At 67.4% G+C, this 26,293-nt stretch carries 24 protein-coding genes; 21 read left to right on the top strand and 3 right to left on the bottom strand.

Annotation, left to right across the window (positions count from 1 at the left end; all coding sequences use genetic code 11):
- Nucleotides 1-35: 35 nt before the first annotated feature.
- Entirely contained in the window at nt 36-473 is a 438-nt protein-coding gene (gene ndk, locus B4E96_RS08795) for a nucleoside-diphosphate kinase (protein ID WP_170273974.1), read from the top strand.
- Between the two features lie 75 nt (nt 474-548).
- On the opposite strand, the gene B4E96_RS08800 is transcribed toward ndk, so the two are convergent.
- Complete coding sequence (locus tag B4E96_RS08800; protein WP_286957200.1) at nt 549-1,220, bottom strand: vitamin K epoxide reductase family protein; 672 nt, start codon at nt 1,218-1,220, stop codon at nt 549-551.
- Nucleotides 1,221-1,579: 359 nt separating this feature from the next.
- Here B4E96_RS08800 and B4E96_RS08805 point away from each other — a divergent pair, with 359 nt between their 5' ends.
- From B4E96_RS08805 to B4E96_RS08870, 14 genes are all read left to right on the top strand, one after another.
- Nucleotides 1,580-4,702 (top strand): Rne/Rng family ribonuclease, encoded by a 3,123-nt coding sequence (locus B4E96_RS08805; RefSeq protein WP_414632688.1) that lies wholly within the window; start codon nt 1,580-1,582, stop codon nt 4,700-4,702.
- A 352-nt stretch (nt 4,703-5,054) separates the two neighbouring features.
- Nucleotides 5,055-6,629 carry an alanine/glycine:cation symporter family protein gene (locus B4E96_RS08810; RefSeq protein ID WP_286957203.1) on the top strand — a complete coding sequence of 525 codons (1,575 nt, stop codon included), beginning with the start codon at nt 5,055-5,057 and terminating at the stop codon, nt 6,627-6,629.
- Between the two features lie 119 nt (nt 6,630-6,748).
- Nucleotides 6,749-9,064 carry a 4-alpha-glucanotransferase gene (locus B4E96_RS08815; RefSeq protein ID WP_286957204.1) on the top strand — a complete coding sequence of 772 codons (2,316 nt, stop codon included), beginning with the start codon at nt 6,749-6,751 and terminating at the stop codon, nt 9,062-9,064.
- Nucleotides 9,061-9,429, top strand: coding sequence for a chorismate mutase (locus tag B4E96_RS08820; protein WP_102159798.1), 369 nt, complete (start codon nt 9,061-9,063; stop codon nt 9,427-9,429). Before B4E96_RS08815 ends, B4E96_RS08820 begins: the two co-directional genes overlap by 4 nt.
- 258 nt (nt 9,430-9,687) lie before the next feature.
- Complete coding sequence (gene rplU, locus B4E96_RS08825) at nt 9,688-9,996, top strand: 50S ribosomal protein L21 (protein WP_102159800.1); 309 nt, start codon at nt 9,688-9,690, stop codon at nt 9,994-9,996.
- A 30-nt stretch (nt 9,997-10,026) separates the two neighbouring features.
- The gene (gene rpmA / locus B4E96_RS08830; protein ID WP_102159802.1) at nt 10,027-10,278 is read left to right on the top strand and encodes a 50S ribosomal protein L27; all 252 of its coding nucleotides are present in this window, start codon (nt 10,027-10,029) and stop codon (nt 10,276-10,278) included.
- A 229-nt stretch (nt 10,279-10,507) separates the two neighbouring features.
- Nucleotides 10,508-12,055 (top strand): GTPase ObgE, encoded by a 1,548-nt coding sequence (gene obgE, locus B4E96_RS08835; protein WP_259795746.1) that lies wholly within the window; start codon nt 10,508-10,510, stop codon nt 12,053-12,055.
- Entirely contained in the window at nt 12,052-13,197 is a 1,146-nt protein-coding gene (gene proB / locus B4E96_RS08840; protein WP_170273980.1) for a glutamate 5-kinase, read from the top strand. The genes obgE and proB overlap by 4 nt, the downstream gene beginning before the upstream one ends.
- Nucleotides 13,198-13,209: 12 nt before the next feature.
- A complete protein-coding gene (locus B4E96_RS08845; RefSeq protein WP_286957205.1) occupies nt 13,210-14,505 on the top strand; it encodes a glutamate-5-semialdehyde dehydrogenase in 1,296 nt (431 codons plus the stop codon).
- 117 nt (nt 14,506-14,622) lie between these two features.
- Nucleotides 14,623-14,781, top strand: coding sequence for a hypothetical protein (locus tag B4E96_RS08850; protein WP_170273905.1), 159 nt, complete (start codon nt 14,623-14,625; stop codon nt 14,779-14,781).
- 1 nt (nt 14,782) lies between these two features.
- Complete coding sequence (nadD, locus tag B4E96_RS08855; RefSeq protein WP_286957206.1) at nt 14,783-15,382, top strand: nicotinate-nucleotide adenylyltransferase; 600 nt, start codon at nt 14,783-14,785, stop codon at nt 15,380-15,382.
- Complete coding sequence (locus B4E96_RS08860; RefSeq protein ID WP_286957207.1) at nt 15,375-17,039, top strand: hypothetical protein; 1,665 nt, start codon at nt 15,375-15,377, stop codon at nt 17,037-17,039. The genes nadD and B4E96_RS08860 overlap by 8 nt, the downstream gene beginning before the upstream one ends.
- Nucleotides 17,040-17,065: 26 nt before the next feature.
- The gene (gene rsfS, locus B4E96_RS08865; RefSeq protein ID WP_259795759.1) at nt 17,066-17,479 is read left to right on the top strand and encodes a ribosome silencing factor; all 414 of its coding nucleotides are present in this window, start codon (nt 17,066-17,068) and stop codon (nt 17,477-17,479) included.
- Complete coding sequence (locus B4E96_RS08870; protein WP_259795762.1) at nt 17,479-18,096, top strand: histidine phosphatase family protein; 618 nt, start codon at nt 17,479-17,481, stop codon at nt 18,094-18,096. The genes rsfS and B4E96_RS08870 overlap by 1 nt, the downstream gene beginning before the upstream one ends.
- A gap of 29 nt (nt 18,097-18,125) precedes the next feature.
- On the opposite strand, the gene B4E96_RS08875 is transcribed toward B4E96_RS08870, so the two are convergent.
- Nucleotides 18,126-19,229, bottom strand: a complete 1,104-nt coding sequence (locus tag B4E96_RS08875) for a glycosyltransferase family 4 protein (protein ID WP_286957208.1) — start codon at nt 19,227-19,229, stop codon at nt 18,126-18,128.
- A 200-nt stretch (nt 19,230-19,429) separates the two neighbouring features.
- Here B4E96_RS08875 and B4E96_RS08880 point away from each other — a divergent pair, with 200 nt between their 5' ends.
- The 6 genes from B4E96_RS08880 to B4E96_RS08905 are packed head-to-tail and all read left to right on the top strand — an operon-like array spanning nt 19,430 to nt 25,336.
- On the top strand, nt 19,430-22,477 hold the full coding sequence (locus B4E96_RS08880) for a DUF4040 family protein (protein ID WP_286957209.1): 3,048 nt from the start codon (nt 19,430-19,432) through the stop codon (nt 22,475-22,477).
- Complete coding sequence (locus B4E96_RS08885; RefSeq protein WP_286957210.1) at nt 22,474-22,806, top strand: sodium:proton antiporter; 333 nt, start codon at nt 22,474-22,476, stop codon at nt 22,804-22,806. The genes B4E96_RS08880 and B4E96_RS08885 overlap by 4 nt, the downstream gene beginning before the upstream one ends.
- Entirely contained in the window at nt 22,803-24,323 is a 1,521-nt protein-coding gene (locus tag B4E96_RS08890) for a monovalent cation/H+ antiporter subunit D family protein (RefSeq protein ID WP_286957211.1), read from the top strand. The genes B4E96_RS08885 and B4E96_RS08890 overlap by 4 nt, the downstream gene beginning before the upstream one ends.
- On the top strand, nt 24,316-24,702 hold the full coding sequence (locus B4E96_RS08895; RefSeq protein ID WP_286957213.1) for a Na+/H+ antiporter subunit E: 387 nt from the start codon (nt 24,316-24,318) through the stop codon (nt 24,700-24,702). Before B4E96_RS08890 ends, B4E96_RS08895 begins: the two co-directional genes overlap by 8 nt.
- The gene (locus B4E96_RS08900; RefSeq protein ID WP_259795776.1) at nt 24,699-24,959 is read left to right on the top strand and encodes a transporter; all 261 of its coding nucleotides are present in this window, start codon (nt 24,699-24,701) and stop codon (nt 24,957-24,959) included. The genes B4E96_RS08895 and B4E96_RS08900 overlap by 4 nt, the downstream gene beginning before the upstream one ends.
- On the top strand, nt 24,956-25,336 hold the full coding sequence (locus B4E96_RS08905) for a cation:proton antiporter (RefSeq protein ID WP_286957215.1): 381 nt from the start codon (nt 24,956-24,958) through the stop codon (nt 25,334-25,336). Before B4E96_RS08900 ends, B4E96_RS08905 begins: the two co-directional genes overlap by 4 nt.
- A gap of 4 nt (nt 25,337-25,340) precedes the next feature.
- Here the strand turns inward: B4E96_RS08905 and B4E96_RS08910 are convergent.
- On the bottom strand, nt 25,341-26,293 hold a 953-nt coding region (locus tag B4E96_RS08910), incomplete at its 5' end, for an alpha/beta hydrolase (RefSeq protein ID WP_349680650.1).

Here is a 26,293-nt window from a genome sequence, read left to right on the forward strand (position 1 = left end):
CGCATTGCCCTGCTCGGCGCACGGAACGTCGACTGATGACGAAGGAGAACCTGGTGACCGAACGCACGCTCGTGCTCGTCAAGCCAGATGGTGTGCAGCGCGGCCTCATCGGCCAGATCATTGCACGCATCGAAGCCAAGGGATACAGCATCGAGAAGCTCGAGCTCGTCCACGCAACCGCGGAGCAGCTCGCCGCCCACTACGAAGAACACGAGGGCAAGCCGTTCTACCAGCCTCTCGTGGACTTCATGTCCGAAGGACCGCTCGTCGCACTCGTGGCCTCCGGCCACGGCGTCATCCCCGGATTCCGGTCACTGGCCGGAACCACCGACCCGACGACCGCTGCACCGGGCACCATCCGCGGCGACTTCGCCCGCGACTGGGGCGTCAACGTGCAGAAGAACCTCGTCCACGGTTCCGACTCCGAGGAATCAGCTGCACGCGAGATCGCCATCTGGTTCCCAGAGGACTGAGACAGACAGCTTCGCAGACAGATTCGGGGTGGGACGCGCACAGCGCATCCCGCCCCGACGTCGTTGCCGAGTGCTTCAGATCAGCCCGGAGAAGAACGTCCAGAACTTCACGATGATGAGCCCGTAGACGATGCACATCCACAGCACGCCGATGAGCAGCGCATGCTGGGCGAACACACGGGCATAAGGACTGGCCGTCACGCCGGCGCCGAAGAAACCGCGCAGCGCCGCATACCCGGTCACGACGCAGAACATCGGAATCGTCACCGTCCACACCACGATGCACCACGGGCAACCGACACCGATGGCGAAGATCGAGGTGTAGAAGAGGTACATGCACAGCAGCGCACCCGCCCCGAGACCGGCAGCCAGGCCCGTCCACAGCCAGCCGGGGAGTTCGACCCGGGCAAGGACGAGCACTCCGAACATGAGCGGCACGACGAAGGCCACGATGCCGAGGAACTGATTGGGAAATCCCAGCAGCTGTGCCTGCGGGTACTCCATGACCGACCCGCATGAGAAGAACGGGTTGAGATCGCACGACAGTGTGATGCCGGGATTCTCCAGCTTGCGCAGCTTGTCGATCGAGAGCAGGAACGACATCCACAGACCGATGACCGATCCGATGATGAGGAAGATCCCGAAGGGCAGCCGGCGCAGGAACCATGCATCGGCAGCCGGTCCGGCTGCAGGGGATGAAGCAGGGGAGGACGCCGCAGGACGTGTCTGGGCAGGAGGAGTATTCACCCCAACAGCATGCCGTGTCGGTTCGGTCCGCGACAAGTGTGCCCGGATGCCGAGGCTGATCTGCCCACAGTTGAACCTGCGCCGCTGCAGGACGGCACACTGTGCCTGTGACATAATGATGATGGCGACAGGCTGAACACACCCGGCCAGTTGCCCGCTTCCACCGAGCGGAGGTCTGACTCCCGCAGGTCAAAGCTGAAGCGGCACATGCGTGCCACCGCGCTGACGCAATTCGCGCGAGCCCATGTGTACCCACAGTTTTTCTGCCCGCCGGCACGGCTGCGACGCCGCGAGACGGGCACCGCCATCGCCCATGGCGCAGCTGGAAGGTGTGCCGGCTGCGGTGGGCAAGGAGCTCTATACAGATGAATCATGAACCCGAGGATCAGCAGAATCCGACAGAGGGCATTCTCGCCGATCTCGAAAACCTGCGTGCGCAGTCCGAAGCCAAGCGCACCGAAGACGACGCCAGCTCACGCGATGACGCACTCGCCGTCCTCGACGAAATAGCCGAAAAAGCCGAATCGCTGCGCGCCGGTCAGAGTGACGCAGCCGATGACGACGACAGCGCCGATGAATCCGATGCTGCCGAGGAGCAGACAGCACCTGCAGCCACTCGCCGCAAGGGCTCCGGGCTTCCAAAGTCAGCGCGTTCGGCTGTCGCCAACCGCGGCCTGATCTTCGAATCCTACGTCGGTGACTCCACCGAGGACGATGACGACGACTCCGACGACGATGATGACGACACCCCAGCACAGCAGGCCGTCACCCTTGACGTGCGCAACCCGTTCTCGTTCGGGTTCAATGCCGCGCGGGAGGAAACGGATGACGAGCCGCTGCAGCCGGTGAGCGTTCCGGCCGGCGGTGGCCTGCTGTTCCAGACCCCGCAGGCAGAGCTCGGTCAGCAGGTCGATCCTGACTGGACCCCGGATGACGACGACGATGATGATGACGACGACACGGATGACAGCGATCGTGATGACCGCTCTGACCGTGACGACGACAGCGATGACGACCAGCCGCGCCGCCGCCGGCGCGGAGGACGGGGCAAGCGCTCCCGCGGCCGAGGCGGTCAGAACGACGGCGACTCCGGTTCCGATAACGACAACCGCGGCAGCCGTCGCCAGCGCGGCGACGACAGCGACTCCAGCCAGGACGACCACAGCAAGTCCGACGACAGTACCGACTCCGGCAGCCGCGGCAGCCAGAATGACCGCGATGATCAGAAGCAGGACCGCAGCGACGATTCCGGTGACTCTGACGACGACTCGAGCAGCTCGCGCCGTCGTCGCCGTCGCCGCAGCCGGTCGGGCTCCGGCTCCGGCAGCGGCACCAGCGCCTCGGAAGTCACCGGCGTCAAGGGCTCAACCCGCTTGGAGGCCAAGCGCCAGCGCCGCCGTGAGGGCCGCGAAGCAGGTCGCCGCCGCCCGGTGATCTCCGAAGCGGAGTTCCTTGCACGCCGCGAATCCGTTGAGCGCACCATGCTCGTCCGCGACCGCGACGACCGCACCCAGCTCGTCGTCACCGAAGACGGCATCGCCGTCGAGCACTACCTCAGCGAGTCGAAGGCCCAGGCCTCGCTCATCGGCAACGTCTACCTCGGCAAGGTGCAGAACGTGCTCCCGAGCATGGAGGCTGCCTTCGTCGACATCGGCAAGGGCCGCAACGCCGTCCTCTACGCCGGTGAAGTCAACTGGGATGCCCTCGGTATGGACGGCAAGCCGCGCCGCATCGAGCTCGCGCTCAGCCCCGGCGATTCCGTGCTGGTGCAGGTGACCAAGGACCCGATCGGGCACAAGGGCGCGCGCCTGACTGCGCAGATCTCCCTGCCCGGCCGGTTCCTCGTCTACGTGCCCGGCAACGACATGACCGGCATCTCCCGCAAGCTGCCGGACAACGAGCGTCAGCGGCTGAAGAAGCTGCTCAAGCAGATGGTGCCCGAATCCGCCGGCGTCATCGTCCGCACCGCCGCCGAGGGCGCCTCGGAGACCGAGCTCGGCCGCGACATCGAGCGGCTGTCGAAGCGCTGGGCGTCGATCGAGAAGAAGTCGAAATCGACGAAGACGACTGCCCCGCAGCTGCTGTACAAGGAACCGGACATGATCGTCCGGATCATCCGCGATGTCTTCAACGAGGACTTCAGTGCGCTCGTCGTCGACGGTGATGAGTCCTGGGAGACGATCCACGAATACGTCGAGGCTGTCGCCCCCGACCTGCTCGCGCGGCTGAGCCGCTACGAGGAGGACGGTGACATCTTCGATCACTACCGCGTCAGTGAGCAGATCGACAAGGCCCTGCAGCGCAAGGTCATGCTGCCCTCCGGTGGTTCCCTCGTCATCGACCGCACCGAGGCGATGACGGTCATCGACGTCAACACCGGAAAATTCACCGGCTCCGGCGGCAACCTCGAAGAGACGGTCACGAAGAACAACCTCGAAGCAGCCGAAGAGGTCATCCGCCAGCTGCGGCTGCGCGATATCGGCGGCATCATCGTCGTCGACTTCATCGACATGGTCCTCGAATCCAACCGCGACCTCGTCGTGCGCCGGCTCGTCGAGTGCCTCGGCCGCGACCGCACCCGCCACCAGGTCGCCGAGGTGACCTCCCTGGGCCTCGTGCAGATGACGCGCAAGCGGATCGGCACGGGCCTGGCCGAATCGCTGGCTGCCGCCGGCGAGGACCTCTCCGGGCGCGGACTCGTGCTGCCGGGCACCGAGGAGGACGGCTCGGCGCGCAATCAGTACAAGTCGCGCAAGCGCCGCGGCCAGGACAACCGCCGTTCGAACAAGGACGCCCAGTCGCGCGAGGACGAGGAGAAGCAGTCCGCCTCACGCTCAGCTGTCGCTGCGATCGCCAAGGCGACGCTGAAGTCCGATGACGATGCGGAGGCCGCGAACGACGCGAAGGCGAACGCTGAGAACCAGGCGAAGGCCGAGGTTCAGGCGAAGGCCGATCCGCAGGCCGGCGATGCCGGCGAGCAGGCGAAGGCCGATGAGCACAAGAGCGACGCCGATGGCCAGTCGCAGCGCGGCAGCGGCTCCTCACGCTCGGGCCGGTCGCGCCGGGCGAAGAAGCAGGACGCCAAGCAGGCTGAAGCCAAGCAGGCCGAGGCCGATCAGTCTGATGCCGCGCAGGAAAGTGCCGGCGCATCTGACAGCGCAGCTGCGGACGCCAGCACCGGCAACCAGGACGCCGGCACCGCTGACACCGCCGAGGCGGGGGAGCAGAAGCAGAAGCGCAGCCGCTCCCGCCGCTCGCGCAAGCCTGCCGAGCCGAGCGGTCCGGCTCCGCTGATGATCGGTGCCGACGCTGAGACCCGCGTGCAGGAGGCTCCTGTGCAGCCTGCTCCGGTCTCTCAGGAGCTGGCGCAGGAGGAGGCGCAGTCCACGCGCACAGAGCCTGCGCAGCAGGCCGAGGAGAAGAAGGCCGAGGAGAAGAAGGCCGTGGCGCCTCCGATCCTCATCATCGGCGCCGACGACTGAGCGCACGACGCAGCCGGCGGCGCTGAGCTCAGCGAAGGGCTGACGCAGCTGCCGACCCACGCGTGACAGTGCCCGCTTCCGCATCTGTGCGGAGGCGGGCCCTGTCGCATGCTGCGGCCCCGCCGACCACGAGCGCAGAAACTCGAATCCAGCCTGCCGGACAAAAGTATTCCCTGGTCAGAGCGCTGTAAGCGCCGCACTCGCGGATCGGCCAGCCCCTTTGCTCTGGTTCTGCGCAGAGGCGTCTCAGCGGTGCTCAAAGTGTGATGCAGATAACGGTTGTGTAACTGAATGTTCCATGAGGGCCGTTAGCTGTTGCGATGGTCCGCGAATTCGTGGAACTTATTGCTTCATGAGCACCTTTGTGAGCGCCGCCACACTCCTACCTCTGGCGGCAAATGCGTCCATCGAAGAAAAGGTCGACGGCATCCTTGCTCCGTTCGTCGACCGTTTCGAAACAGTCATCTTCTACCCCATCTCGATCGGAGCAGTGTCGTTCCCGATCGTCGTCGCCTGGCTGATCATCGCAGCCTGCGTCTTCACCATCTACTTCGGCTTCATCCAGTTCCGCGGATTCGGCGTCGCGCTCGAAGTTGTGCGCGGCAAGTTCTCCTCCAAGGACGACCCGGGTGAGGTCACCCACTTCCAGGCACTGTCCTCGGCAGTCTCGGGCACGGTCGGCCTCGGCAACATCGCCGGTGTCGGTGCCGCGATCGCCATGGGCGGTCCGGGTGCCGCGTTCTGGATGGTCGTCGCCGGTATCCTCGGCATGGCCACGAAGTTCGTCGAGTGCACCCTGGGCGTCAAGTACCGCGAGATCGACCAGGACGGCGTTGTCCACGGTGGTCCGTTCAAGTACCTGCCCATCGCCTTCAAGTTCCTGAGCCGCCCGGTCGCAAAGGCGCTGACCGGCGTGTTCGCCATCGCCATCCTGCTGTTCGGCGTCGCCGGCGGCGGTATGTTCCAGGCCAACCAGACCGTCGTGCAGATGCAGAACTCCGCCGGCGGTGCCGACGGCCCGCTCGGCGACGGCATGGTCCGCCTCTTCATCGGCATCGGCATCGCACTGCTCGTCGGCCTCGTCATCATCGGCGGCATCAAGTCGATCGGCAAGGTCACCGACAAGCTCGTTCCGGGCATGGCGATCTTCTACGTCGTCTCCTGCCTCATCGTCATCCTCGGCAACATCGGCTTCGTCCCGACCGCCATCGGCATCATCATCAGCGGCGCCTTCAGCCCTGAGGGCATCGCCGGCGGTGTCGTCGGTGTCATGATCGTCGGCTTCCAGCGCTCGGCCTTCTCCAACGAGGCCGGCATCGGCTCGGCTCCGATCGCCCACTCGGCAGTCAAGACCCGCCGCCCGGTCTCCGAGGGCTTCGTCGCCCTGCTGGAGCCGTTCCTCGACACCGTCATCGTCTGCCTCATGACCGCTCTGACGATCATCATCGCCAACCAGCCGTCCTACAGCGAGGCCATCGAAGAGACCGCTGCCGGCGGTTCGGTCGACGGTGTCACCCTGGCATCGGATGCGTTCTCGACCATCACCGGCTGGTGGCCGATCCTGCTGACCGTCGCGGTTGTGCTCTTCGCCTTCTCCACCCTCATCACCTGGGCCTACTACGGTGAGAAGGCCTGGCACTTCCTGTTCGGTCGCCGCAAGTCCACCGACCTGGTCTACCGCCTCATCCTCATGGCGTTCATCGTCATCGGCTCGGTCGCCTCGTTCGGCAAGGTCATCGCCTTCGCTGACGCAGCACTGTTCATGTGTGCCTTCATCAACATCCTCGGCCTCTACATCCTCATGCCGGTCGTCAAGCGCGAGATGAAGCAGTACCTCGCCGACCGCAAGCACGGCAAGCTCTACGAGCTCGGTGCTGAGGACGAGGCGCACCTGGAGGAGATCCGCCAGGACCAGGGACTGAAGTGACCACCGCCTCGGCGCCGGCGAGCACCTGACCGGCACCGAGCCCGACCCCGAGCGCGGGAGGACAGCCAGCCTGTCCTCCCGCGCTCACGTCTATCCACTAATCTGAAGGCATGGCGCACATGACTCCGCTGCACGACCTCGCCGCCCGCTGCGGCATCAGCCCGGTGACCCGCGATGACGACGGCACCCAGCGCCCCGTTCCCGAGGCGGTCCTCACCGGCCTGCTCGAAGCTCTCGGGGTGGCCGCCACCACCGACGACGACGTCGCCGCCAGTCTGCAGCAGCTCGCCGATGACGAGGTGCGCCGGGGACTGCCGCGCTGCGTGACGATGCGGGCAGGCGCACCCGAAGGCGTGCCGGTCCACGTGCGCGAGGGAGCGCCCTACCGGCTCCTCATCGAGACCGAAGACGGTGCCGTGCTGCCGGTCGAGGCGATCGGCGAGGCGACCGCGACCACCTCGGTGATGGTCGACGGGACACCGCAGCTGCGTCAGTGCCGCACCGCCGTTCTGCCCGAAGGGCTGCCGACCGGCTACCACACCCTCGTGCTCACCGACGGCGACGCCGAGCACGGCTGCCCGCTCATCGTCGCCCCCGCCGCCACACCCGGTCCCGGCAGCCGTGCAGGGCAGGCCGGGGATGCCCGCGAGCGGATGTGGGGCCTGTGCGCTGACCTCTACGCGATCCGGTCCCACCGCTCCTGGGGAGTCGGGGACTTCGGCGACCTCAGCGACCTCGTCATCGCCGCCGCCGACCGCGGTGCCGACTTCATCCGACTGGGTCCCATCCACGCACTGCCGATCCGCGAAACCAACGTCAAGAGCTCGAAGGCCAGCCCACTGGGCACCCCATCTCCCTACGTGCCCTCCAGCCGGGTGGCGATCGACCCGATCTACCTGCGCATCGAAGACGTCCCGGAGATCGGCCACGTTCCCGCCGCCCAGCGCGAGGCGATCCAGTCACTCGGCCGCGGCTGGGGCCGGCCGAATGCCGCCGCCGAGCCGATCCCGCGCGCCAAGGTGCTCGGCGACAAGCTCGCCGCCCTGCGCATCCTCTACAGCATGCCCCCGACGCCGACGCGGCGCCGGCTGTTCGCCGACTTCTGCCGGCAGGCCCCGGAGTCGCTCAAACGCTGGGCGCTCATGAGCGCGGCAGCCGCCCACTACGCCACCGGGCGGAACCCGGATGCGTGGCGGGAGAAGATGCCGCACCCGCACAGCAGGACAGCCGCGGAGTTCTCCGAAGAGCACCGCACCGATGTCGAGTTCTGGCTGTGGACCCAGTTCCTGGCCGTCGAACAGCTGCGCCAGGTCAAGGCTGTGGCCGCACAGGTCGGCATGCGGGTCGGGCTCATCACCGACATCGCCCCGGGCATCAGCGCCGAGGGCGGAGACTGGTGGGCGGGCCTGCCCGGCGAGGACGCCGACTCCGGCGGTCAGAGCCTGTACCTCGACGGCATCGAACGCCGCGACGGCTCGGCCTCCAGCGGCGATGCCGCCCTGCGCCCGTGGAATCCGCATCTGCTCGCCGCAGACGGCTACACCGCGGTGCGCGACATGCTGCGCACCGCCGCGGCCGGAGCCGGGGCGATCAGCATCGAGCGCTTCTCCAGCCTCGGCCGGCAGCGGTGGGCCCTCACCGACGCCGAGGAAGATGCCTGGGCCGAAGTGAACCTCGGGAGCGAGGCGATCGATGCGGTGCTCGCCCTCGAATCCGAACGCCTCGGCCTTGACATCCTTTCAACCACCTCGGTGTGGGAGGACCCCGAGCTGCGCCACAGCTTCGCTGACGGGACCGCGCCGGTTGAGACGATCGCCGTGCTCACCCCGCCGACCCACACACCGCTGGCCAGCTACATCAACCTCGGCGACATCGAGGCCGCGCAGAAGCACAAGGCCCTCGACGGCGACGTCCACCAGCTCACCAGCGACGCCCGCACTGCCCGCCAGGAGGTGCTCAAGGAAGCCGCCGAACTCGGTGCGCTGGCCCCGACCGAGACGATGGTCGGCACGATCGACGAACCCTGGCCGGTCGTCGCCGGGCTGCACACCTACCTCGGACAGCTCAACGCCGTCTACCTCGGAGCCTCCCTCATGGATATCGTCGGCCAGGAGGCCCCGCCGCACATTCCGGGCGCGGGGGAGTCCCACCCGAACTGGTCGGTGGTGCTCCAGGACGCGAACGCCCAAGCGGTCCTCATCGAGGAACTCGACCAGCATCCCGGCTTCGCCCAGATCGCGAACACGCTGAGCGAACAGGTCTCCGGTGGCCTTAGGCTGGAGGCCACCGAGCCGGCCGCCGGCTTCGCCGCAGACACCGGTTCGACGGCCGCCGACGAACTCCAGGCCGATGCCGGAGAGGGCGCATCGGGCAGCGAACGGCAGACCACCGGCTCGACAGCTGCCAGCGCCCGCACCCGTGAGGAGGACAGATGACCAGCGAATCCGCGAACGCGCAGTCAGCCGGCAGCGCGACCGGTGTGCCGGCAGACGCCCACGCCGAGGCGCCTGCGGAGCTCACGCGACTGCGCAACAGCATCGACAACGTCGACGCCGCGCTCATCCACATCCTCGCCGAACGGTTCAAGCTCACCGAAGCCGTCGGCCGGCTCAAAGCCAGCAGCGACTTGCCGCCCGCCGACCCGGCACGTGAGGCCCGGCAGGTCGAACGGCTGCGCTCCCTGGCCGAGGAGAGCCACCTCGATCCCGAATTCGCTGAGAAGTTCCTCACATTCATCGTCGCCGAGGTCATCCGCCACCATGAGCGGATCGCCGAGGAGAACCGCGACAGCTCAGCCTGAGCCGGTGCGGCGCCGGCTGCCAGGGGAGAGGCGTCGGTGACAGGGCCGCCCGGCTGCTTTGAATCCGGTGGCCAGGCGCGCTAGACTGTTGCGTCGGTGCAGAAAGCACCACGGTCGATCCTTCCTCTCAATGGGTCGGATCCTCCTGCCGGTTGCCGCGCAGCCTGCAGAAGGAGACGGACCAAGGAAGTATTGCCGTTTAGGGAAGTCGCCGCAGCATCCGGCTGGGCGCGCAGAATGCTAAGAAGGGGTTCGCACATGGTCTATGCCATCGTCCGTGCCGGCGGCCATCAGGAGAAGGTCAGCGTCGGCGATATCATCACCGTCAACCGTATGAAGGCCGCAGCAGGCGACAACGTCGAACTCGAAGCAGTTCTGCACGTCGACGGCGACACCGTCACCCACGACTCTGACTCGCTTGCCAAGATCACCGTGACCGCCGAGGTCGTCGACGAGACCCGCGGACCGAAGATCGTCATCCAGAAGTACAAGAACAAGACTGGATACAAGAAGCGGATCGGTCACCGCCAGGATCTCACCCGCCTGAAGATCACCGGTATCAAGTAAGCACACCCAGCTCTTTCTAGGAGACACACTATGGCAACGAAAAAGGGAGCGAGCTCGACCAAGAACGGTCGCGACTCAAACGCCCAGCGACTGGGTGTCAAGCGCTTCGGCGGCCAGACCGTCAACGCCGGCGAGATCCTCGTCCGTCAGCGCGGCACCCGTTTCCACCCGGGCGCCAATGTCGGCAAGGGCGGCGACGACACGCTGTTCGCCCTCTCGGCAGGCACCGTTGAGTTCGGCGCAAAGGGCGGCCGCAAGGTCGTCAACATCGTCGCCGGCTGATAACAGACATTCCGGCAGCCCAGCTGCCAGCTCACCACGACGGTGAGCGCACGGAGGGGTGAGTCCGCACGGACTCACCCCTTTGCGCATCTCCCGCTCCGTTCGCCCCGCGGGTGCACCACCCACCGCGACGCTGCGCCCGCTAGGCTTGAGCGGGCAACAGCACAGTCGTGCCAGCACTCAGACCAGGCACCACAGCTAGTCGGCAACCACAGGATGACAGGACGCTATGGCCATCGAATTCATTGACCGTGTGACTCTGCACGTCTCCGCAGGCGACGGCGGCAACGGCTGCACGTCGGTGCGACGTGAGAAGTTCAAGCCCCTCGGCGGCCCCGACGGAGCCAACGGCGGCAACGGCGGCGACGTCATCCTCGAAGTCGACGACCAGACCACCACGCTCCTGCCGTACCAGCGCTCACCGCACCGCAGCGCCCCCAGCGGTGGGATCGGCAAAGGCGACCTGCGGCATGGCGCCGACGGTGAGGACCTCATTCTGGCCGTGCCCTCCGGCACGGTCGTGAAAGCCGCTGATGGCACCCTGCTGGCCGACCTTGTCGAGCCGGGCACCCGGTTCATCGCCGCCGCCGGCGGCCGCGGCGGACTCGGCAACGCAGCCCTTGCCTCCAAGAAGCGCAAGGCACCCGGCTTCGCCCTGCTCGGCGAACCCGGCGAGACCCGCGACCTCATCCTCGAAGTCAAGACCGTCGCCGACGTCGCCCTCATCGGCTACCCGTCAGCCGGCAAGTCCAGCCTCATCGCTGCCCTCTCGGCAGCCAAGCCGAAGATCGCCGACTACCCCTTCACCACGCTCGTGCCCAACCTCGGCGTCGTGCAGGCAGGCGACACCCGCTACACGATCGCCGATGTGCCCGGGCTCATTCCCGGCGCCGCACAGGGCCGCGGTCTCGGCCACGAGTTCCTCCGCCACGTCGAACGCTGCGCAGTCCTCGTCCACGTCATCGACATGGCCACCTGGGAGACCGACCGCGACCCGGTCAGCGACCTTGCGACCATCGAAGCCGAACTCGCCGCCTACGAGGTCGACGTCGCCCCCGGAGACGACAACGCCGCAGGCGACCTGCTGCCGCTGACCGAACGGCCCACCCTCGTGGCCTTCAACAAGGTCGATGTGCCCGATGCACAGGATCTGGCCGACATCGTCCGCGAGGACGTCGAGGCCGCCGGCTACCGGGTCTTCGACGTCTCGGCTGCCACCCACAAGGGACTGAAGGAACTGTCGTACGCGCTGGCCGACATCGTCGCCGCCGAGCGCGAACGCCGCGCCGCCGAAGCGAAGGAACCGGTGCGCACCGTCATCCGCCCGGTCGCCGTCGACGACACCGGATTCCAGATCGTCGAAGAGCGCTCCGCTGACGGTCCGGTCTTCCGGATCCTTGGCGCCAAGCCCGAACGCTGGGTGCGCCAGACCGACTTCGGCAACGACGAAGCCGTCGGCTACCTTGCCGACCGGCTCGAGCGCCTCGGTGTCGAAGATGAGCTGTTCCGGGCCGGAGCCAAGCCCGGTGAGACGATCGTCATCGGACCCGATGACGGGGTGGTCTTCGACTGGGATCCGACCATGGTCGGCGGAGCCGAACTGCTCGCCGCCCCGCGCGGCGGCGACGCCCGGCTCGAAGAGAGCGGCCGCGCCACCCGCCGGGAGCGCAAGGCCGCCTTCCACGAGCGGATGGACGCCAAGGCCGCCACGCGCGCCGAGTTCGAAGCCGAGCGGCTGGCCGAGAAGGCCCTGCGGGAGGAAGGAGAACAGGGGTGAGCGATGTGACCCTGGGGGCCACCCGCGAGGCGGTGCGCCGCGCCAAGCGCGTCGTCGTCAAGATCGGCTCCTCGTCGCTGACCTCGGTGGCAGGCGGCCTCAACCGCGACCATCTGCGCGCTTTGACGACCGCACTGGCTCAGCACCGGGCTGCCGGCCACGAGGTCATCCTGGTCTCCTCCGGCGCGATCGCCGCCGGCCTCGAACCGGCCGGGCTGCCCAAACGGCCGAAGGACCTCGCCACCCAGCAGGCCGCCGCGGGCGTCGGCCAGGGCCTGCTCATGGCCGCCTACACCACCGTGCTGCGCGAGCACGCCGTTGTGCCCGGCCAGGTGCTGCTGACCGCCGATGACCTCATCCGCCGCACCCAGTACCGCAACGCCCAGCGGGCCATCGAACGCCTCCTGGCGCTGGGCGTCATGCCGATCGTCAACGAGAACGATGCTGTGGCCACCCACGAGATCCGCTTCGGCGACAACGACCGGCTCGCTGCGCTTGTGGCCCACCTGACGCACGCCGATGCGCTCGTGCTGCTCTCCGACGTCGACGCCCTGTACACCGCACCCCCGGGCGACCCGGACTCCCGCCGCGTCGACTTCGTCCCGGACCAGGACGCACTGGCCGCCTACGGCATCGGCGGCACCGGGGCGGCCGGCACTGGCACCGGCGGGATGCTGACGAAGGTGCAGGCGGCGACGATGGCCGCCGACTCCGGCATCCCGACCGTGCTGACAGCAGCCGACAACGTCTACCGGGCACTGGCCGGAGAGGACATCGGCACTTACTTCGCCGTCACTCACCGGCGCCGCCAGACCCGCCTGCTGTGGCTGGCGCACCTGGCCCAGACGCTCGGCTCCATCCGCATCGACGACGGCGCCGTGCGCGCGATCTCGCGGCGCGGCACCTCCCTGCTGGCAGCCGGGGTCACCGGCATCGACGGGGAGTTCGAAGCCGGAGATCCAGTTGATGTTCGCGACTCTGAGGGTAGGCTGGTGGCGCGTGGGCTGGTGAATTTCGCCACTCACGAACTCCCAGACATGTTCGGGCTGTCCACTGATGAACTGGGTCGGCGCTTCGGGGATGACTACCGCAAGGAGATCATCCACCGCAACGACCTGGTTCTCACCGACGCCGTCTTCTAGAAAGCACTGACCATGACGGAAACTGCGACTTCTGAGATCCATCCCAAGACCGTGCGCGCGGTCACCCGCATCGCCAAGAGCGCCAAGGATGCCTCCACCGAGCTGGCCACCACCTCGACTGCGGTGAAGAACGGCGCGCTCGAGGCGATCGCCCGGACACTGGAGGAGAACACCGCTGACATCCTGCAGGCCAATGCCGAGGACCTGGAGATGGCGGAGAAGAAGGGCACGGCTGAGGCACTGCTCGACCGGCTGCGGCTGACCGAGGAGCGCATCGCCGACATCGCCGGTGCCGTGCGCGAGGTCATCGCGCTCGACGACCCGGTCGGCACCGTCATCCAGGGCCGCACCCTGCTCAACGGCATCCAGCTGACCGAACAGCGGGTGCCGATGGGCGTCATCGGTGCGATCTACGAAGCCCGCCCGAACGTCACCGTCGACATCGCCGCCCTTGCCATCAAGGCCGGCAACGCCGTCGTGCTGCGCGGGGGATCGGCTGCGAAGTCCTCGAACACGCTGCTCATCGAGCTGTTGCGCTCAGCGGTCGAAAGCACGGGCCTGCCGGCCGCGACCGTCGCCGGCATCGACGAGTACGGCCGCGACGGTGCGAAGGTGCTCATGCAGTCACGTGACTTCGTCGACCTGCTCATCCCACGCGGCGGCGCCGAGCTCATCTCCACCGTCGTCCACGAGTCGATCGTGCCGGTCATCGAGACCGGGGTCGGCAATGTGCATATGTTCCTCGACGCCTCGGCCACGGCCCGGCAGTCCGCCGACCTGGTCGTCAACTCCAAGACCCACCGGCCGAGCGTGTGCAACGCCCTGGAGACCCTGCTGGTGCATGAGAAGGCGGCCCGGCGCGTGCTGCCGACGATCCTCGGCGAACTCGACGCCCACGGCGTGACGATCCACGCTGGTTCCGATGTCGGCGAGCACGCGCCAGAGGGAGTCAAGGTCCGGCGGGTCTCGCGCCGTGACTGGGCCAAGGAGTACCTCGGCCTGGAGATCGCCGTCAAGCTCGTCTCCAGCCTGGACGAGGCCATCGAGCACATCCGCGCCTACACTTCCGGCCACACCGAGGTCATCGTCACCAACGACATCTCCAACGCCGACGCCTTCGTCGGTGCCGTCGATGCCGCCGCTGTCGGTGTCAACGTCTCGACCCGGTTCACCGACGGCGGTCAGTTCGGCCTCGGAGCGGAGGTCGGCATCTCGACGCAGAAGCTGCACGCGCGCGGGCCGATGGGTCTGACCCACCTGACGACGAGCAAGTGGATCATGCGCGGCAGCGGACAGCTGCGCACCTGAACCGACGGTCAGCCACGCCGCGCCCCGGGTGCGCGCTGACCTGCTTTTCATGAGAAACTGGTGATGACTGTCGCGCCCGCGCGTCAGCCGGCACCATCTGATACAAGGAGAAACTGAGTGAAGACCGCCATCCTGCTCGCCCAGGCAGCACCTGAGCACCATGTCGTGATCGACCTGCCGATGGACCCGATCTACTTCGGCCTCATCGCATTCGGCATCCTGATGTTCCTCATGTTCGTCACGATGTCGTGGAAGGGCATCTCGCACCGCCACTGACATGTCATCAGGTCCGCGCAGAGTCGGTGTCATGGGTGGCACCTTCGATCCCATTCACAACGGTCACCTGGTCGCCGCCAGCGAGGTGGCGGCCACGTTCGACCTCGATGAGGTCGTGTTCGTACCCACGGGCATCCCGTATCAGAAGCAACACGTCACCGCTGCTGAGCACCGCTACCTCATGACGGTCATCGCGACCGCCTCGAATCCGCGGTTCACCGTCTCCCGCGTCGACATCGATCGGCCCGGGGAGACGTACACCATCGACACGCTGCGCGATCTGGCCGAGGTGTATGGTGAAGAAACTGAGCTGTACTTCATCACCGGCGCCGACGCGGTCGAGCAGATCCTGACGTGGAAGGACGTCGAGGAGCTGTTCTCGCTGGCGCACTTCGTCGGTGTCACCCGGCCCGGCCATGACCTCAACGGCGACGGCATCCCGACCGATGAGCTGAGCCAACTGCAGATCCCGGCCCTGGCGATCTCCTCGACCGACTGCCGGGCACGTGTGGAGAGGGGCCTGCCGGTCTGGTACCTGGTGCCCGATGGTGTCGTGCAGTACATCGCAAAGCACGAGCTGTACAGGAGTGAGGATGGCTGACGAGTTCATGTCCCGCAAGGCGCGCCGCGAAGCAGAGCGGCGCGCCGCCGAGCAGGCTTTCGAAGCTCGGCACAGCAGCGGACAGCCCGGGCAGCCTCCGGCGGACACGACGCCGGTACAGCAGACCCAGGAGCCTGCCGCCCAGCCGGCAGCCGGGCAGCAAGCCATCCCGTCCTTCGACGCCGCCGAGGTGCCGCCGGTGCGCCACGAGCGCGGTCCGCTGGCAGCCGACCGGCCGGTCGAAGAAGCACCCCCGCAGACCGCAGCCAACCGCCGCCGCTACGACGACGCCTCGGCACCGGTGCGCGAAGCCGAATGGCAGCGTCAGCAGCCGCAGCAGAGCCAGCCGGTTCAGCAGCACGCGGCTGCGCAGCCGCAGGTGCAGGAAATCCAGTCGACACCCTCACCCTCACAGCCGGTGCCCTCACCGCCAAAGCCCGAGCACGCACCGCCTCCCTCAGCAACAGACCTACCGGCATTCGCCACCCGCGCCGAACGACGCCGCTACCTGCGTGAGCATGGCCTCGTGCCCGCACCGGCCGACGCCGCCACCGGTGAGAGCGCCGCCGGCACCGGTGAGAGCGCCGCCGGCACCGGTGAGAGCGCCGCCGGCACCGGTGAGAACACCGGCGGCACCGGACCGACCGCACAGGACAACCCGGCAGCAGCGAGCGATGACACCGAGCAGGCTGCGGCGATGACTCCGCGTCCACCGGCCCCGCCGGTCGAGGAGCGCAGCGCAGCCGCAGACCAGCGTCCGTACCCCTCGGCTCCGGCCCGGCAGGCCACGGCGAGCAATCTCGCCGGCGACCTCAGTGACGACGTCGCAGACGAACGCCCGCACACCATGAGCCCCGGTGCCTATGCCACGAGCCAGCCAGGCACCCCTGCGGCCCCGGGTCAAGGATCCGGCGGGATGCCCGTCGAGCACATCGGCACGCAGCGCATGTCGCCAGAAGCCAGGCCCGATGCGGTCGTCGCCTCCCCGCCGGCTGCCACCCAGCCAGCCGCCTCACCGCTGCCCTCAGCCCGGCCGATGCCCACGCCGTCTGCCCAGCAGACCGCAGCACCCGAACGGGCCGCCACAGCAACCCCGGTGCCCGAGCATGCCCGCCCGGTCGCCGGCACGACCCCGCCGACGGCAGGAGATGCGGACCTCACAGCACGACGCCAGCGCCGGGCACCGGTCGTCAAGCCCCCGCAGACAGAGGGCATCCGCGTCGTCACCGGCGCCACCCAGCTCGCCCGCACCCAAGCGGCGATCGACGAGGCCCGGCGCGCCGACGACGCCCAGACGCCCACCGCCTCGGGTACGGCCGCCGGCACCCAGACCGACCCCAGCGCCGAACCCGACGACCACGCACTGCGGCTGCGCGCCTCCGGCCCGATGACCACCCCGATCGACGCGATCCCGCACGAGGACCTCGACAAGGAGGTCGAAGGCGACGCCGTCGAATCGTGGGACGCCCCGGATGCCGGGGAGGGAGATGAACTCGCCAGCCCGCCGGCCCCGCCGATGAGCGCGCGCCAGATCACTCACGAAGACGGCGACATCCTCTACGACGGCGAGCCGTCGAAGCTGCCGTTCATCGTGCTGGGAGGCGCAGGAGTCGCCGCACTCATCCTCATCATCTTCGCCCTCATCCTCATCTTCTGAGGTCTCCTCGCAACGAAAGGAACTGCGTGACGGCTACCGACCACGCGATCGCACTGGCCCGGACTGCTGGGCAGGCCGCCGCCGACAAGCTCGGCACCGACATCGTCGCCCTCGACGTCAGCGAGCAGCTCTACCTCACCGACATCTTCCTCATCGCCTCCGTGTCCAATGAGCGGCAGGCCGGAGCCGTCATCGACGCCGTCGAAGAGGCGCTGCGCACAACCTACGACGTCAAGCCGACCCGGCGCGAGGGCAAGGGCTCCTCCGGCTGGTCGCTCATCGACTTCGGCGATGTCGTCGTCCACGTCTTCACCGCCGAGGACCGGCAGTTCTACGCACTTGAGAGCCTGTGGAAGGACTGCCCGGTCATCCAACTCGACATCGACGCAGACACCGACGAGGCAGCGGCTGATGAGCCGGCGGCAGGGGAGCAGGCCTGATGGTCCAGGCGCTGTACTTCGTCCGCCACGGCGAGACCGACTACAACCGCGAGGGCCGCTTCCAGGGCCACGCCGACATCCCGCTCAACGCCCGCGGCCTTGATCAGGCGGCAGCCGTCGCCGCTGAGCTGGCCGGCCACGACATCCGCACGATCGTCTCCTCCGATCTCTCCCGTGCCCGCGAGACCGCTGATGCGATCGCCGAAGCCCTCGGCGTCGAGGTCAAGGAGAACCCGCTGCTGCGCGAACTCAACGTCGGCGACTGGCAGGCCAAGACCCGCCAGGAGATCAGCGAGATCTGGCCCGAGCAGCTCGCTGCCTGGCTCGGCGGCCAGGACATGCGCCCACCCGGGGGCGAGAGCCGCAGCGAATCAGCCAGCCGCGTCGTGCAGGCGATCCGATCCCTCGTCGCAGAGATCGGCGAGGTCGACGGAGCGATCGCCATCGTCGCCCACGGTGCCGTGCTGCGCGGGGCTGCCGAGGAGCTCCTCGGCATGGGCGCCGGCAGCGGCAGCCTCGGCGTGCTCGGCAACTGCGCCTACGGCGTGCTCACCCCGCGCCGGGATGCGTGGGTGCTGCGCAGCTGGGGGATGAGCGCCACCGACACCCCAGCCTGAGGCGTGCCGACCGGCTCAGCCGGCCGGTGTCAGGCCTGGACTGCGTGCTTATCGTTCATCAACCGGTGGGCGAGATCGAGCAGCTGCTGGGCTGAGCGCTCCCAGCTGAACGTCTCTGCCTGCCTGCGTCCTGCCTGGGCGGCGTCCTGCCAGCGTTTCGCATCGGCGAACCGGAGCACGGCAGCGGCCACCGCCTCGGGATCGTGCGGGTCGAAGAACTCCGCGACCCCGTCGGCGAGCTCATGAAAGACCGGAATGTCTGACAGGGCGACAGGAACTCCGCGGCTCATCGCCTCGACGACCGGCAGACCGAAGCCCTCATCGAAGGACGGCATGACGAGCGCGGTCGCTCGGTCGAGCAGCTGCTGGTAGTCCGCATCGCTGATCCCGCGGTGGAAGACCACCCGGGCACAGTCCGGGGTGAGGCTGCGCAGCCGCGCCTCGATCTGCGGGGTGATGCCACTGGCCAGGTGCAGCGTCCAGCCTGGCAGCCAGTGCAGCGACTGGACGAGTGTCTCGACGTTCTTATACGGCAGGAACGAGCCCATGTAGACCAGCGTGCGCGCATCATGGCCGCTGCTGCGCTGCGGCAGCTCAGCCGGCGGGGTGGCGGCGTTGCGGATGACGGTGACTGGACGGCTGGTGAAGTCCTGCTCGGCCAATAGCCGGGCGGTCGTCTCCGAGACCGCAGCAACCGCATCAGCACGGTCGAGCAGCAGCCGCTGCGGCCAATGCGCCCGGTGATACAGCCGCCACAGCCCGCGCACCGGCACCGGCAGGTCCCGCGGCGGCAGCGGATGGGAGTAGTAGATGAGGTCGTGGATGGTGAGGATCAGCTTGTAGTCACGCGGCCAGGAGCCCATCACCTGCATGGGGGAGAAGACGACATCGGCGCCGAGCCGGTTGAGCTTCGTGCCGATCCACAGCTCCGCCGGCGACAGCGGGGAATTGAGCTTCACCGACTCGACCTCGGGCAGCAGGGCCAGCTGCCGGTCGTCGTGGATGATGGCGGTGACGTCGACGTCGGTGCCGGCAGTGAGCTCGAGCAGGGAGGTGAGCAGGGAGGCACCGTACCGGGAGATCCCGTCATGATGGGTCATGCGGGTGAACCGGGCATCGAAGAAGAGTCTCATCGCCACCAGCCTAGGCCACGTCCAGCGGTGATCTGCGGTCGGTTGCAGTGTCATATCCGGTTCTCAGCGTTTTGGCGAGCTTCGTTCAGTGTCGATATTATGTTGCGTATGTTCGAAGCGACTCCCGCCCCCGTGCCAGCAGCCGCATTCCGAGCTCTTCGATCTGAGAGCGCCATCACGGGTGGACGGGTGGAACATCCATGACGGGACTTGTGACCCTGGTCCTGCTGGCCGGTCTTGTCGCACTGACCCCGGTCATCACCGCTCTCGCCGGCCGGGCCTCCGGCTGGCTCATCGGCGCCGCGTACGTCGCCGCCGCCATTGCCTTCATCCCGGCCACCCAGGCGGTCCTCGCCGGTGACACACCGGAATGGGCGCTGCCGTGGATGCCGGCCTTCAACGTCGACCTCGCCTTCCGCATCGACGGCATCGGCGTGGTCTTCACCCACATCGCGCTGCTCATCGGCGCGGCCGTGCTGTTCTATTCGACGCACTACCTCGACAAGGGCCGCAACCTCAGCTTCTACTGGCTGATGGTCGCCTTCACCTTCTCGATGGTCGCTCTTGTGCTGACCAACGACCTCGTCGTCCTGTTCATCACCTGGGAGCTGACCTCCCTGGCGTCCTTCATGCTCATCGCCCGATCCGGCTCATCCGGGCAGGCGCCGTCGTTCCGCACACTGCTCATCACCTTCGTCGGCGGTCTGCTGCTGCTCGTCGCCGTCGGCTTCATCATCGCCTTCACCGGCACCACGAACATCGTCACCGCCCTGACCGACCCGTTCTGGGCAGCCAATCCGGCCGCCACCACTGCCGTGGCGCTGCTCGTGGCGATCGCGGCGATGACGAAGTCCGCGCAGTTCCCGTTCCACACCTGGCTGCCCGATGCGATGGCCGCTGCCACCCCGGTCAGCGCCTACCTGCATGCCGCCGCCGTCGTCAAAGCTGGCATCTTCCTGCTCATCCGCTTCAGCCCGGCCTTCCACACCACCCCGGCCTGGAACGGCCTGCTCATCACCGCCGGCCTCATCACGACAGCCCTCGGCGGCTGGTTCGCCCTCAATCAGGCGGACCTGAAGAAGCTCATGGCCTACTCGACGGTCAGCCAGCTGGGCCTCATCGTCGCCGCGATCGGCGTCGGCAGCGAACTGGCGCTGGCTGCGGCCGTGTTCCACGTCATCGCCCACGCGCTGTTCAAGTCCGGGCTGTTCATGATGGTCGGCGTCGTCGACCACATCGGCCACACCCGCATGTTCGGGCGCATCCCGCAGCTGTTCCGAGTCGCCCCGATCTCGTTCGCCGTCACCATCATCGGCACCGCCTCGATGGCCGGCATCCCGCCGCTGCTGGGCTTCGCGTCGAAGGAGACGGTCTTCATGGCGCTGCGCGAGACCCCGGGTGCTGCCGCGCTCGGCTGGCTCGCCCTCATCGCCGGTGCTGCCGCCTCGGTGCTGACGTTCGCCTACTGCGCCAAGATCGTCTTCGGCAGCTTCGTCGACGGGCCTGAGGTGCCGGCCGAGAAGCTCGGTCACGAGGACACGGTGATGCTCACCTTCGCGGCCCTGCCGATCCTCGCCTCCGTGCCGCTGGCGTTCATGCTGCCGACGCTGGAGAAGCTCGTCGTCCCGGCCGCTGCTGCAGCGCTGCCGGGCACCGACCCGCACCCGCACCTGGCGCTGTGGCACGGCATCAGCCCCGAGCTCATCGCCTCCGCCCTCATCATCGCCGCCGGCATCGTCATCATCCTCATCCGCCAGCGCGCCTGGGAATTCTTCACCGCCGCAACCCTGCCGTTCAACGGCGCCGATGTCATCGACGTCATCACCCGGTTCCTCGGCCGGCTCGGCGCCCGGGCCACCCGTCTCATCGGCGATGAGCGCGGCGCCCCGCACGCCGCAGCACTCATCGGGTTTATGACGGTTGTCTCGATCGGCGGCTTGGCCACTGTGCTGGCCGGCCACGAGCTGCCGGCCGCGCAGCCAAATCTGTCGCGCCCGATCGACTACGTGCTGCTGGGACTCATCGGGTTCTCCGTCATCGCCGTGTGCTTCTCCCGCTCCCGCATGACCGCCACCGTCGCGCTGTCGGCCGTCGGCATCCTCGCGACCATCCAGATCATGGCAATCGGCGCACCCGACGTCACGCTCACCCAGCTGCTCGTCGAGGCGATGACGATCATCGTCATCATGCTCGTGCTGCAGAAGCTGCCGCGCACCTTCTGGAAGTATCCCAAGCGCATGCAGGTCCGCCGCGGCGTGCTCGCCATCCTCGCCGGCATCGGCGTCGGCGGCATGACGTGGGCGATGGCCGGCCGGCGCGAACGCTCCGACATCGCGATGTGGTACCTGAATGAGGCCCCGGAGATCTCTGGGGGCAACAACATCGTCAACGTCATCCTCGTCGAATTCCGTGCACTCGACACCCTCGGCGAACTCACCGTGCTCGGCATGGCCGGCATCGCCATCGTCGCCGTCATGTCGACGGTGCGCGACAAGTACATCGACCCGCCGGCCTCCGAAGTTCCGGAGATGCCGCGCCGGCCGTGGATCGTGCTGCGCCCCCGCGGCTCCATGGCCCACCGTGCCGTGTCCCTGGCATGGCCGAACGTCGTGGCCATGCAGCTCATGGTCCGCCTCGTCGGCCCGATCCTGGCGATCACCTCGGCGCTCATCTTCTGGCGCGGGCACAACGAGCCCGGCGGCGGCTTCATCGCAGCGCTCGTCGGCTCGGCGATCGTCGGGCTGCTGTACATGTCGACGTCGAAGGACCGGGCGATCGGCCCGCCGCGCGCGCCGCTGTTCCTCATCGGCGGCGGCGTGCTCGTCGCCGTGCTGACCGGCATCGCCGGACTCATCTTCGCCGGGTCGTTCCTCGAGCCGATCCACGGCTATATCCTCGGCGAGCACTTCTCGACCTCGCTCATCTTCGATGTCGGCGTCTATATGGCGGTCGTCGGACTCATCCTCGTGTCGTTCAACCTGCTCGGCACCTCGGACTCGGCCTTCACCCCGGCCGGTGACGACGTCCTCTACCTCGGTGAGATGCACCGCGATGTCGTCGATCACGAGCGCACCCGAGAACGCACCGACGAGATGGTCCACGGTGAGCTCGCCGGCCCGATGGAGAACATGCGAGGCGAGCCGCCCACAGCCGAGGACTACTTCAGAGAAGAGAGCGACCACACCCGGTTGTCGAGATCATCGAGGCACATCGGCTCAGGCACCCAGATGAAGGAGCGTGGAGAATGATCCTGGCAGTCACAGTCGGCGTTCTCACCGCAGGCGGGGTGTACCTGCTGCTGCAGCGCTCCATGGTGCGTGCCGTCTTCGGTCTCACGCTCATCTCCCACGCCGCGAATTTCGCGCTGCTGGCCTCCGGCGTGCCCGCCTGGCGCGGTGAACCGCTGGCCGACCGCACCGAGATCGCTATCTCAGCAGATCCGCTGCCGCAGGCCTTCGTGCTCACCGCCATCGTCATCACCCTCGCGGTGACGATCTTCATGCTCGCGATGGCTGTGCTCGGACACGATGACGACCAATACCGCACACCGGAGACAGGGGAGGCCCACCAGCAGTGAATCCCGCTCTTCTGCTCCTCATCATCGCCGTGCCGCTGTTCGCCTCGGCGATGACCGTCCTCATCCGCGCGCGCGTCTTCGAACGCGCCCTGCTGCTCGCCGTTCCTGTCTTCGTCTTCGTCTTCGGCATCGTGCTGCTCGTATACCACCAGCAGGTGCCGGTCATCGCCCACTCGGTCGGCGGATACGAAGACGGCCTGGCGATCCCGTTCGTGTCCGACACGTTCACCGCGCTCATGCTCATCGTCACCTCCCTGGCGGCGTTCGTGTGCTGTCTGTTCCTCGTCATCACCGGTGAGGACCAGTACCGGTTCGTGCCCTCACTGGTGCTCATGATGCTCTCCGGCGTCTACGGTGCCTTCCTCACCGGCGACCTGTTCAACCTCTTCGTCTTCATCGAGGTCATGGTGCTGCCGTCCTACGCGCTCATCGCCGTGACCGGCACCTGGCGGCGCCTGGGTGTGGGGCGAATGTTCGTCATCGTCAACCTCCTCATCTCGACGATCCTCGTCATCGGCGTCGGCTTCGTCTACGGTGCTGCAGGCACCGTGAACATCGCCGGTATCGCAGCGATCGGCCATGTCAGCCCGCAGCTGTCGCTGGCGGTCGGCTTCGTTCTCGTGGCCTTCCTCGGCAAGGCCGGCGCGGCTCCCATGCACGGCTGGCTCATCCGTTCGTATCCGAACACCTCGGCGGGGATGATGGCGCTGTTCTCCGCCCTGCACACGAAAGTCGGCCTCTACGCCGTCTACCGTGTCTACACCGCAGTCTTCGGCCAGCCGGCCCCGTGGGCGTGGGTGCTCGTCGCACTCGTCATCGTCACGATCCTTCTCTCGGTTGTCTCCGCGTTCGGCGAGCACCGGGCCCGCAACGTTCTGGCGTTCACAATGTCCAACGGCGTCGGCCACATCCTCATCGGCGTCGCCCTCATGACCGCCGCGGCACTGTCGGCGGGCATGTACTACCTCATCCACCACATCATCACGATGGCCGGGCTGCTGCTCGTGCTCGGCGCCATTGAGCAGACCTACGGCACCGGCGCGTTCAAGAAGCTCTCAGGCCTGGCCCGGCGGGAGAAGCCCGCCACGGTGCTCATGGTGCTCGGGCTCTTCAGCATCATCGGCCTACCGCCCACCTCGGGCCTGTGGGGCAAGGTCGGGCTGATCCTCGCCTCGGCATCGGCAGACCGGCCCGGCTCCTGGATCATCATCGCCGCGATCGTCATCGGCTCGGTCATCGGGCTCATGGCCTTGCAGCGGATGTGGTCGAACACGTTCTGGGGCAAGGACATGACGATCTACCATCCGGACTCCAAGCAGACCGGACGCGCCCCGGCCACGGAGCTGACCGACGATGTGCGCATCCCGAACCGGCTGCTTGTGCCCGGTGCGATCATGATCGCCGTGTCGGTGTTCCTGTTCTTCGGCGCCCAGCTCGTCATCCCGTTCACGCAGCACGCCGCCGAGGGCCTGCTCAACATCACCCCCTACCTGGAGGCGGTGCTCGGACATGTTTAATCCCATCAGCGCGATCGGATACTCCGCGTGGATCCTCAAGGAAGTCGTCGCCGGCAGCGTCGAGGTCATCACCCACATCTTCCAGCCTGGCGGCTACGACCATCCGATGATCGTCGAACTGCCCCTGCGCTGTGTCACCGATGTCGAGGTCACGCTCATGGCGTCGTCGATCACCATCACTCCGGGCACCCTCGTTGTCGCCGTCGGCGCCGGAGATGAACATCGCCCGCCGGCTCTGTTCGTCCACGTCCTCTTCGCCGACAGCGAGGACGAAGCACTCGAAGGGCTGCGCGACATGGAGAGCCGACTGCTCAAGGTCACCCGCGGGCGCGCACCCGGTGACATCCGCGAGGGCACGAAGTCGGGTGATGTGCGATGACCGTCGTCATCTGGATCTGCATCGCCCTGCTGGCTGCCAGCATCGTCATCGGACTGGTGCGTGCGCTCACCGCTATCGATATGGGTTCGCGAGCCATCATCGGCGACCTCGTGTACTTCTCAGCCATCGGCATCCTCACCTGCATCGCGATGCTCGTGAACCTGTCGATCATCCTCGACGTCATCTTCCTGTCCTCGCTGCTCGGCATCCTCGCCACGGTGGCGCTGGCCCGCATCCAGACAAGGGGGCACCGATGATCCCGGACACCCTGGCCGCCGTGTTCGTCGGAATCTTCGGGATCACCGGCAGCCTGCTCATGTTCTTCTCCGTCATCGCGATGTTCCGTGCCAAGGACGCCCTGGCCCGCATCAGTGTTTTCTCACCGGCCACCGGCCTCGGCATGCCGCTCATCCTGGCCGCCGCCTACATCTACACGCTGTGGCAGGACGGCTTCAGCCTCATGCGCCTGCTGATGGCCCTCGTCGCGTTCGTCTCGCTGCTGCTGGTGTCCTCGGTCGCCTCGAACACCCTCTCGCGGGCGACCTTCATGGGCGGCTCACCGGTATGGCGCAAGACGCACCCGAACCGGCTGGCCGAGCCGCGCCACCCTGAAGACGACGCCGGCCTCGACTGAGTGGTCAGTCCTCGATCGCGTCGATGATCCCTGCGATCTGCTCCGGGCGCTCATAGTGCGTCAGGTGCCCGACGCGATCGAACACCACGAGCTCGGCATCCGGCAGCGAATCAGCGAACGCCGCGGTCGCTGCCAACGGCGCGATCTCGTCATCCCGCCCGGCGACCACGGTGACCGGCATCATCAACGCGCCTGCCGCCTCGGTGACGGTATGCCGGATCGAGACGTCGAAGGCCTCAGCCAGTGAGCTGCGGTCGGCAAACGTCGAGAAGTGCTGGCGATGCTGGTCATGGATGAACGCCCGCAGCCCCGGATCGCAGGTTGCGGCCATCATCTCGCTCATGAGCCTGACGATAACCCGGTTGCGCAGCAGGGCGCTGCCGGCCCGTTCTGGCAGCTGCGATCCGGCCCAGTAGTAGGCTCGAGCGGCCTGCGTCATGATCCGGTTCGTGCCCGCGAGCGCGGGGTAGACGATGGGGTTGAGCAGGATGAGCGGTGCCGTCGCCGAGGCTGGGGGCGCCTGGGCATCGTCGGTGCGGCTGACCGTGCGGGCGGCCCAGTGCGCGGTGAGGATCGATCCGAAGGAATGGCCAATGACCATTGGGGGAGCACCGGCTGCCGACGTCACCGCGGTGACGAGTCCGTCGATGAAGTCGAGGTAGCTCTCCAAAGTCAGCCCGCCAGCCAGCGGCCGAGTCTGGCCGAACCCGGGCAGATCAGGCACATAGGCGTCGCGGGCGCGCAGATGATGGGCGATGAACGACAGACCGTGATGATCACCGCGGAAGCCGTGGATGAGCAGCACCGGACGGCGGCTGACGCTGCCGGAAGCGTTGCGGGCTGGGTAGTGCCACAGCGCTGTTGCGTGCGTGCCGTCGCCGAAGGGCACGGCGATATCGCTGCGGGAGCTGTTCATGAAGTCCATCGAGTGTGAGTCTAGCTGTACTTCCTCGGGAG

Origin of the sequence: Brevibacterium sp. UBA7493, from assembly GCF_002479565.1 — a bacterium.
GTDB lineage: Bacteria > Actinomycetota > Actinomycetes > Actinomycetales > Brevibacteriaceae > Brevibacterium > Brevibacterium luteolum.

Excerpts from the sequence above, each read along its gene's own strand:
- ndk (WP_170273974.1), top strand. The coding sequence starts at position 36 with ATGACGAAGGAGAACCTGGTGACCGAACGCACGCTCGTGCTCGTCAAG.
- B4E96_RS08810 (WP_286957203.1), top strand. The coding sequence starts at position 5,055 with ATGAGCACCTTTGTGAGCGCCGCCACACTCCTACCTCTGGCGGCAAAT.
- B4E96_RS08815 (WP_286957204.1), top strand. The coding sequence starts at position 6,749 with ATGACTCCGCTGCACGACCTCGCCGCCCGCTGCGGCATCAGCCCGGTG.
- B4E96_RS08820 (WP_102159798.1), top strand. The coding sequence starts at position 9,061 with ATGACCAGCGAATCCGCGAACGCGCAGTCAGCCGGCAGCGCGACCGGT.
- rplU (WP_102159800.1), top strand. The coding sequence starts at position 9,688 with ATGGTCTATGCCATCGTCCGTGCCGGCGGCCATCAGGAGAAGGTCAGC.
- rpmA (WP_102159802.1), top strand. The coding sequence starts at position 10,027 with ATGGCAACGAAAAAGGGAGCGAGCTCGACCAAGAACGGTCGCGACTCA.
- obgE (WP_259795746.1), top strand. The coding sequence starts at position 10,508 with ATGGCCATCGAATTCATTGACCGTGTGACTCTGCACGTCTCCGCAGGC.
- B4E96_RS08845 (WP_286957205.1), top strand. The coding sequence starts at position 13,210 with ATGACGGAAACTGCGACTTCTGAGATCCATCCCAAGACCGTGCGCGCG.
- nadD (WP_286957206.1), top strand. The coding sequence starts at position 14,783 with ATGTCATCAGGTCCGCGCAGAGTCGGTGTCATGGGTGGCACCTTCGAT.
- B4E96_RS08860 (WP_286957207.1), top strand. The coding sequence starts at position 15,375 with ATGGCTGACGAGTTCATGTCCCGCAAGGCGCGCCGCGAAGCAGAGCGG.
- B4E96_RS08870 (WP_259795762.1), top strand. The coding sequence starts at position 17,479 with ATGGTCCAGGCGCTGTACTTCGTCCGCCACGGCGAGACCGACTACAAC.
- B4E96_RS08875 (WP_286957208.1), bottom strand. The coding sequence starts at position 19,229 with ATGAGACTCTTCTTCGATGCCCGGTTCACCCGCATGACCCATCATGAC.
- B4E96_RS08880 (WP_286957209.1), top strand. The coding sequence starts at position 19,430 with ATGACGGGACTTGTGACCCTGGTCCTGCTGGCCGGTCTTGTCGCACTG.
- B4E96_RS08885 (WP_286957210.1), top strand. The coding sequence starts at position 22,474 with ATGATCCTGGCAGTCACAGTCGGCGTTCTCACCGCAGGCGGGGTGTAC.
- B4E96_RS08895 (WP_286957213.1), top strand. The coding sequence starts at position 24,316 with ATGTTTAATCCCATCAGCGCGATCGGATACTCCGCGTGGATCCTCAAG.
- B4E96_RS08900 (WP_259795776.1), top strand. The coding sequence starts at position 24,699 with ATGACCGTCGTCATCTGGATCTGCATCGCCCTGCTGGCTGCCAGCATC.
- B4E96_RS08905 (WP_286957215.1), top strand. The coding sequence starts at position 24,956 with ATGATCCCGGACACCCTGGCCGCCGTGTTCGTCGGAATCTTCGGGATC.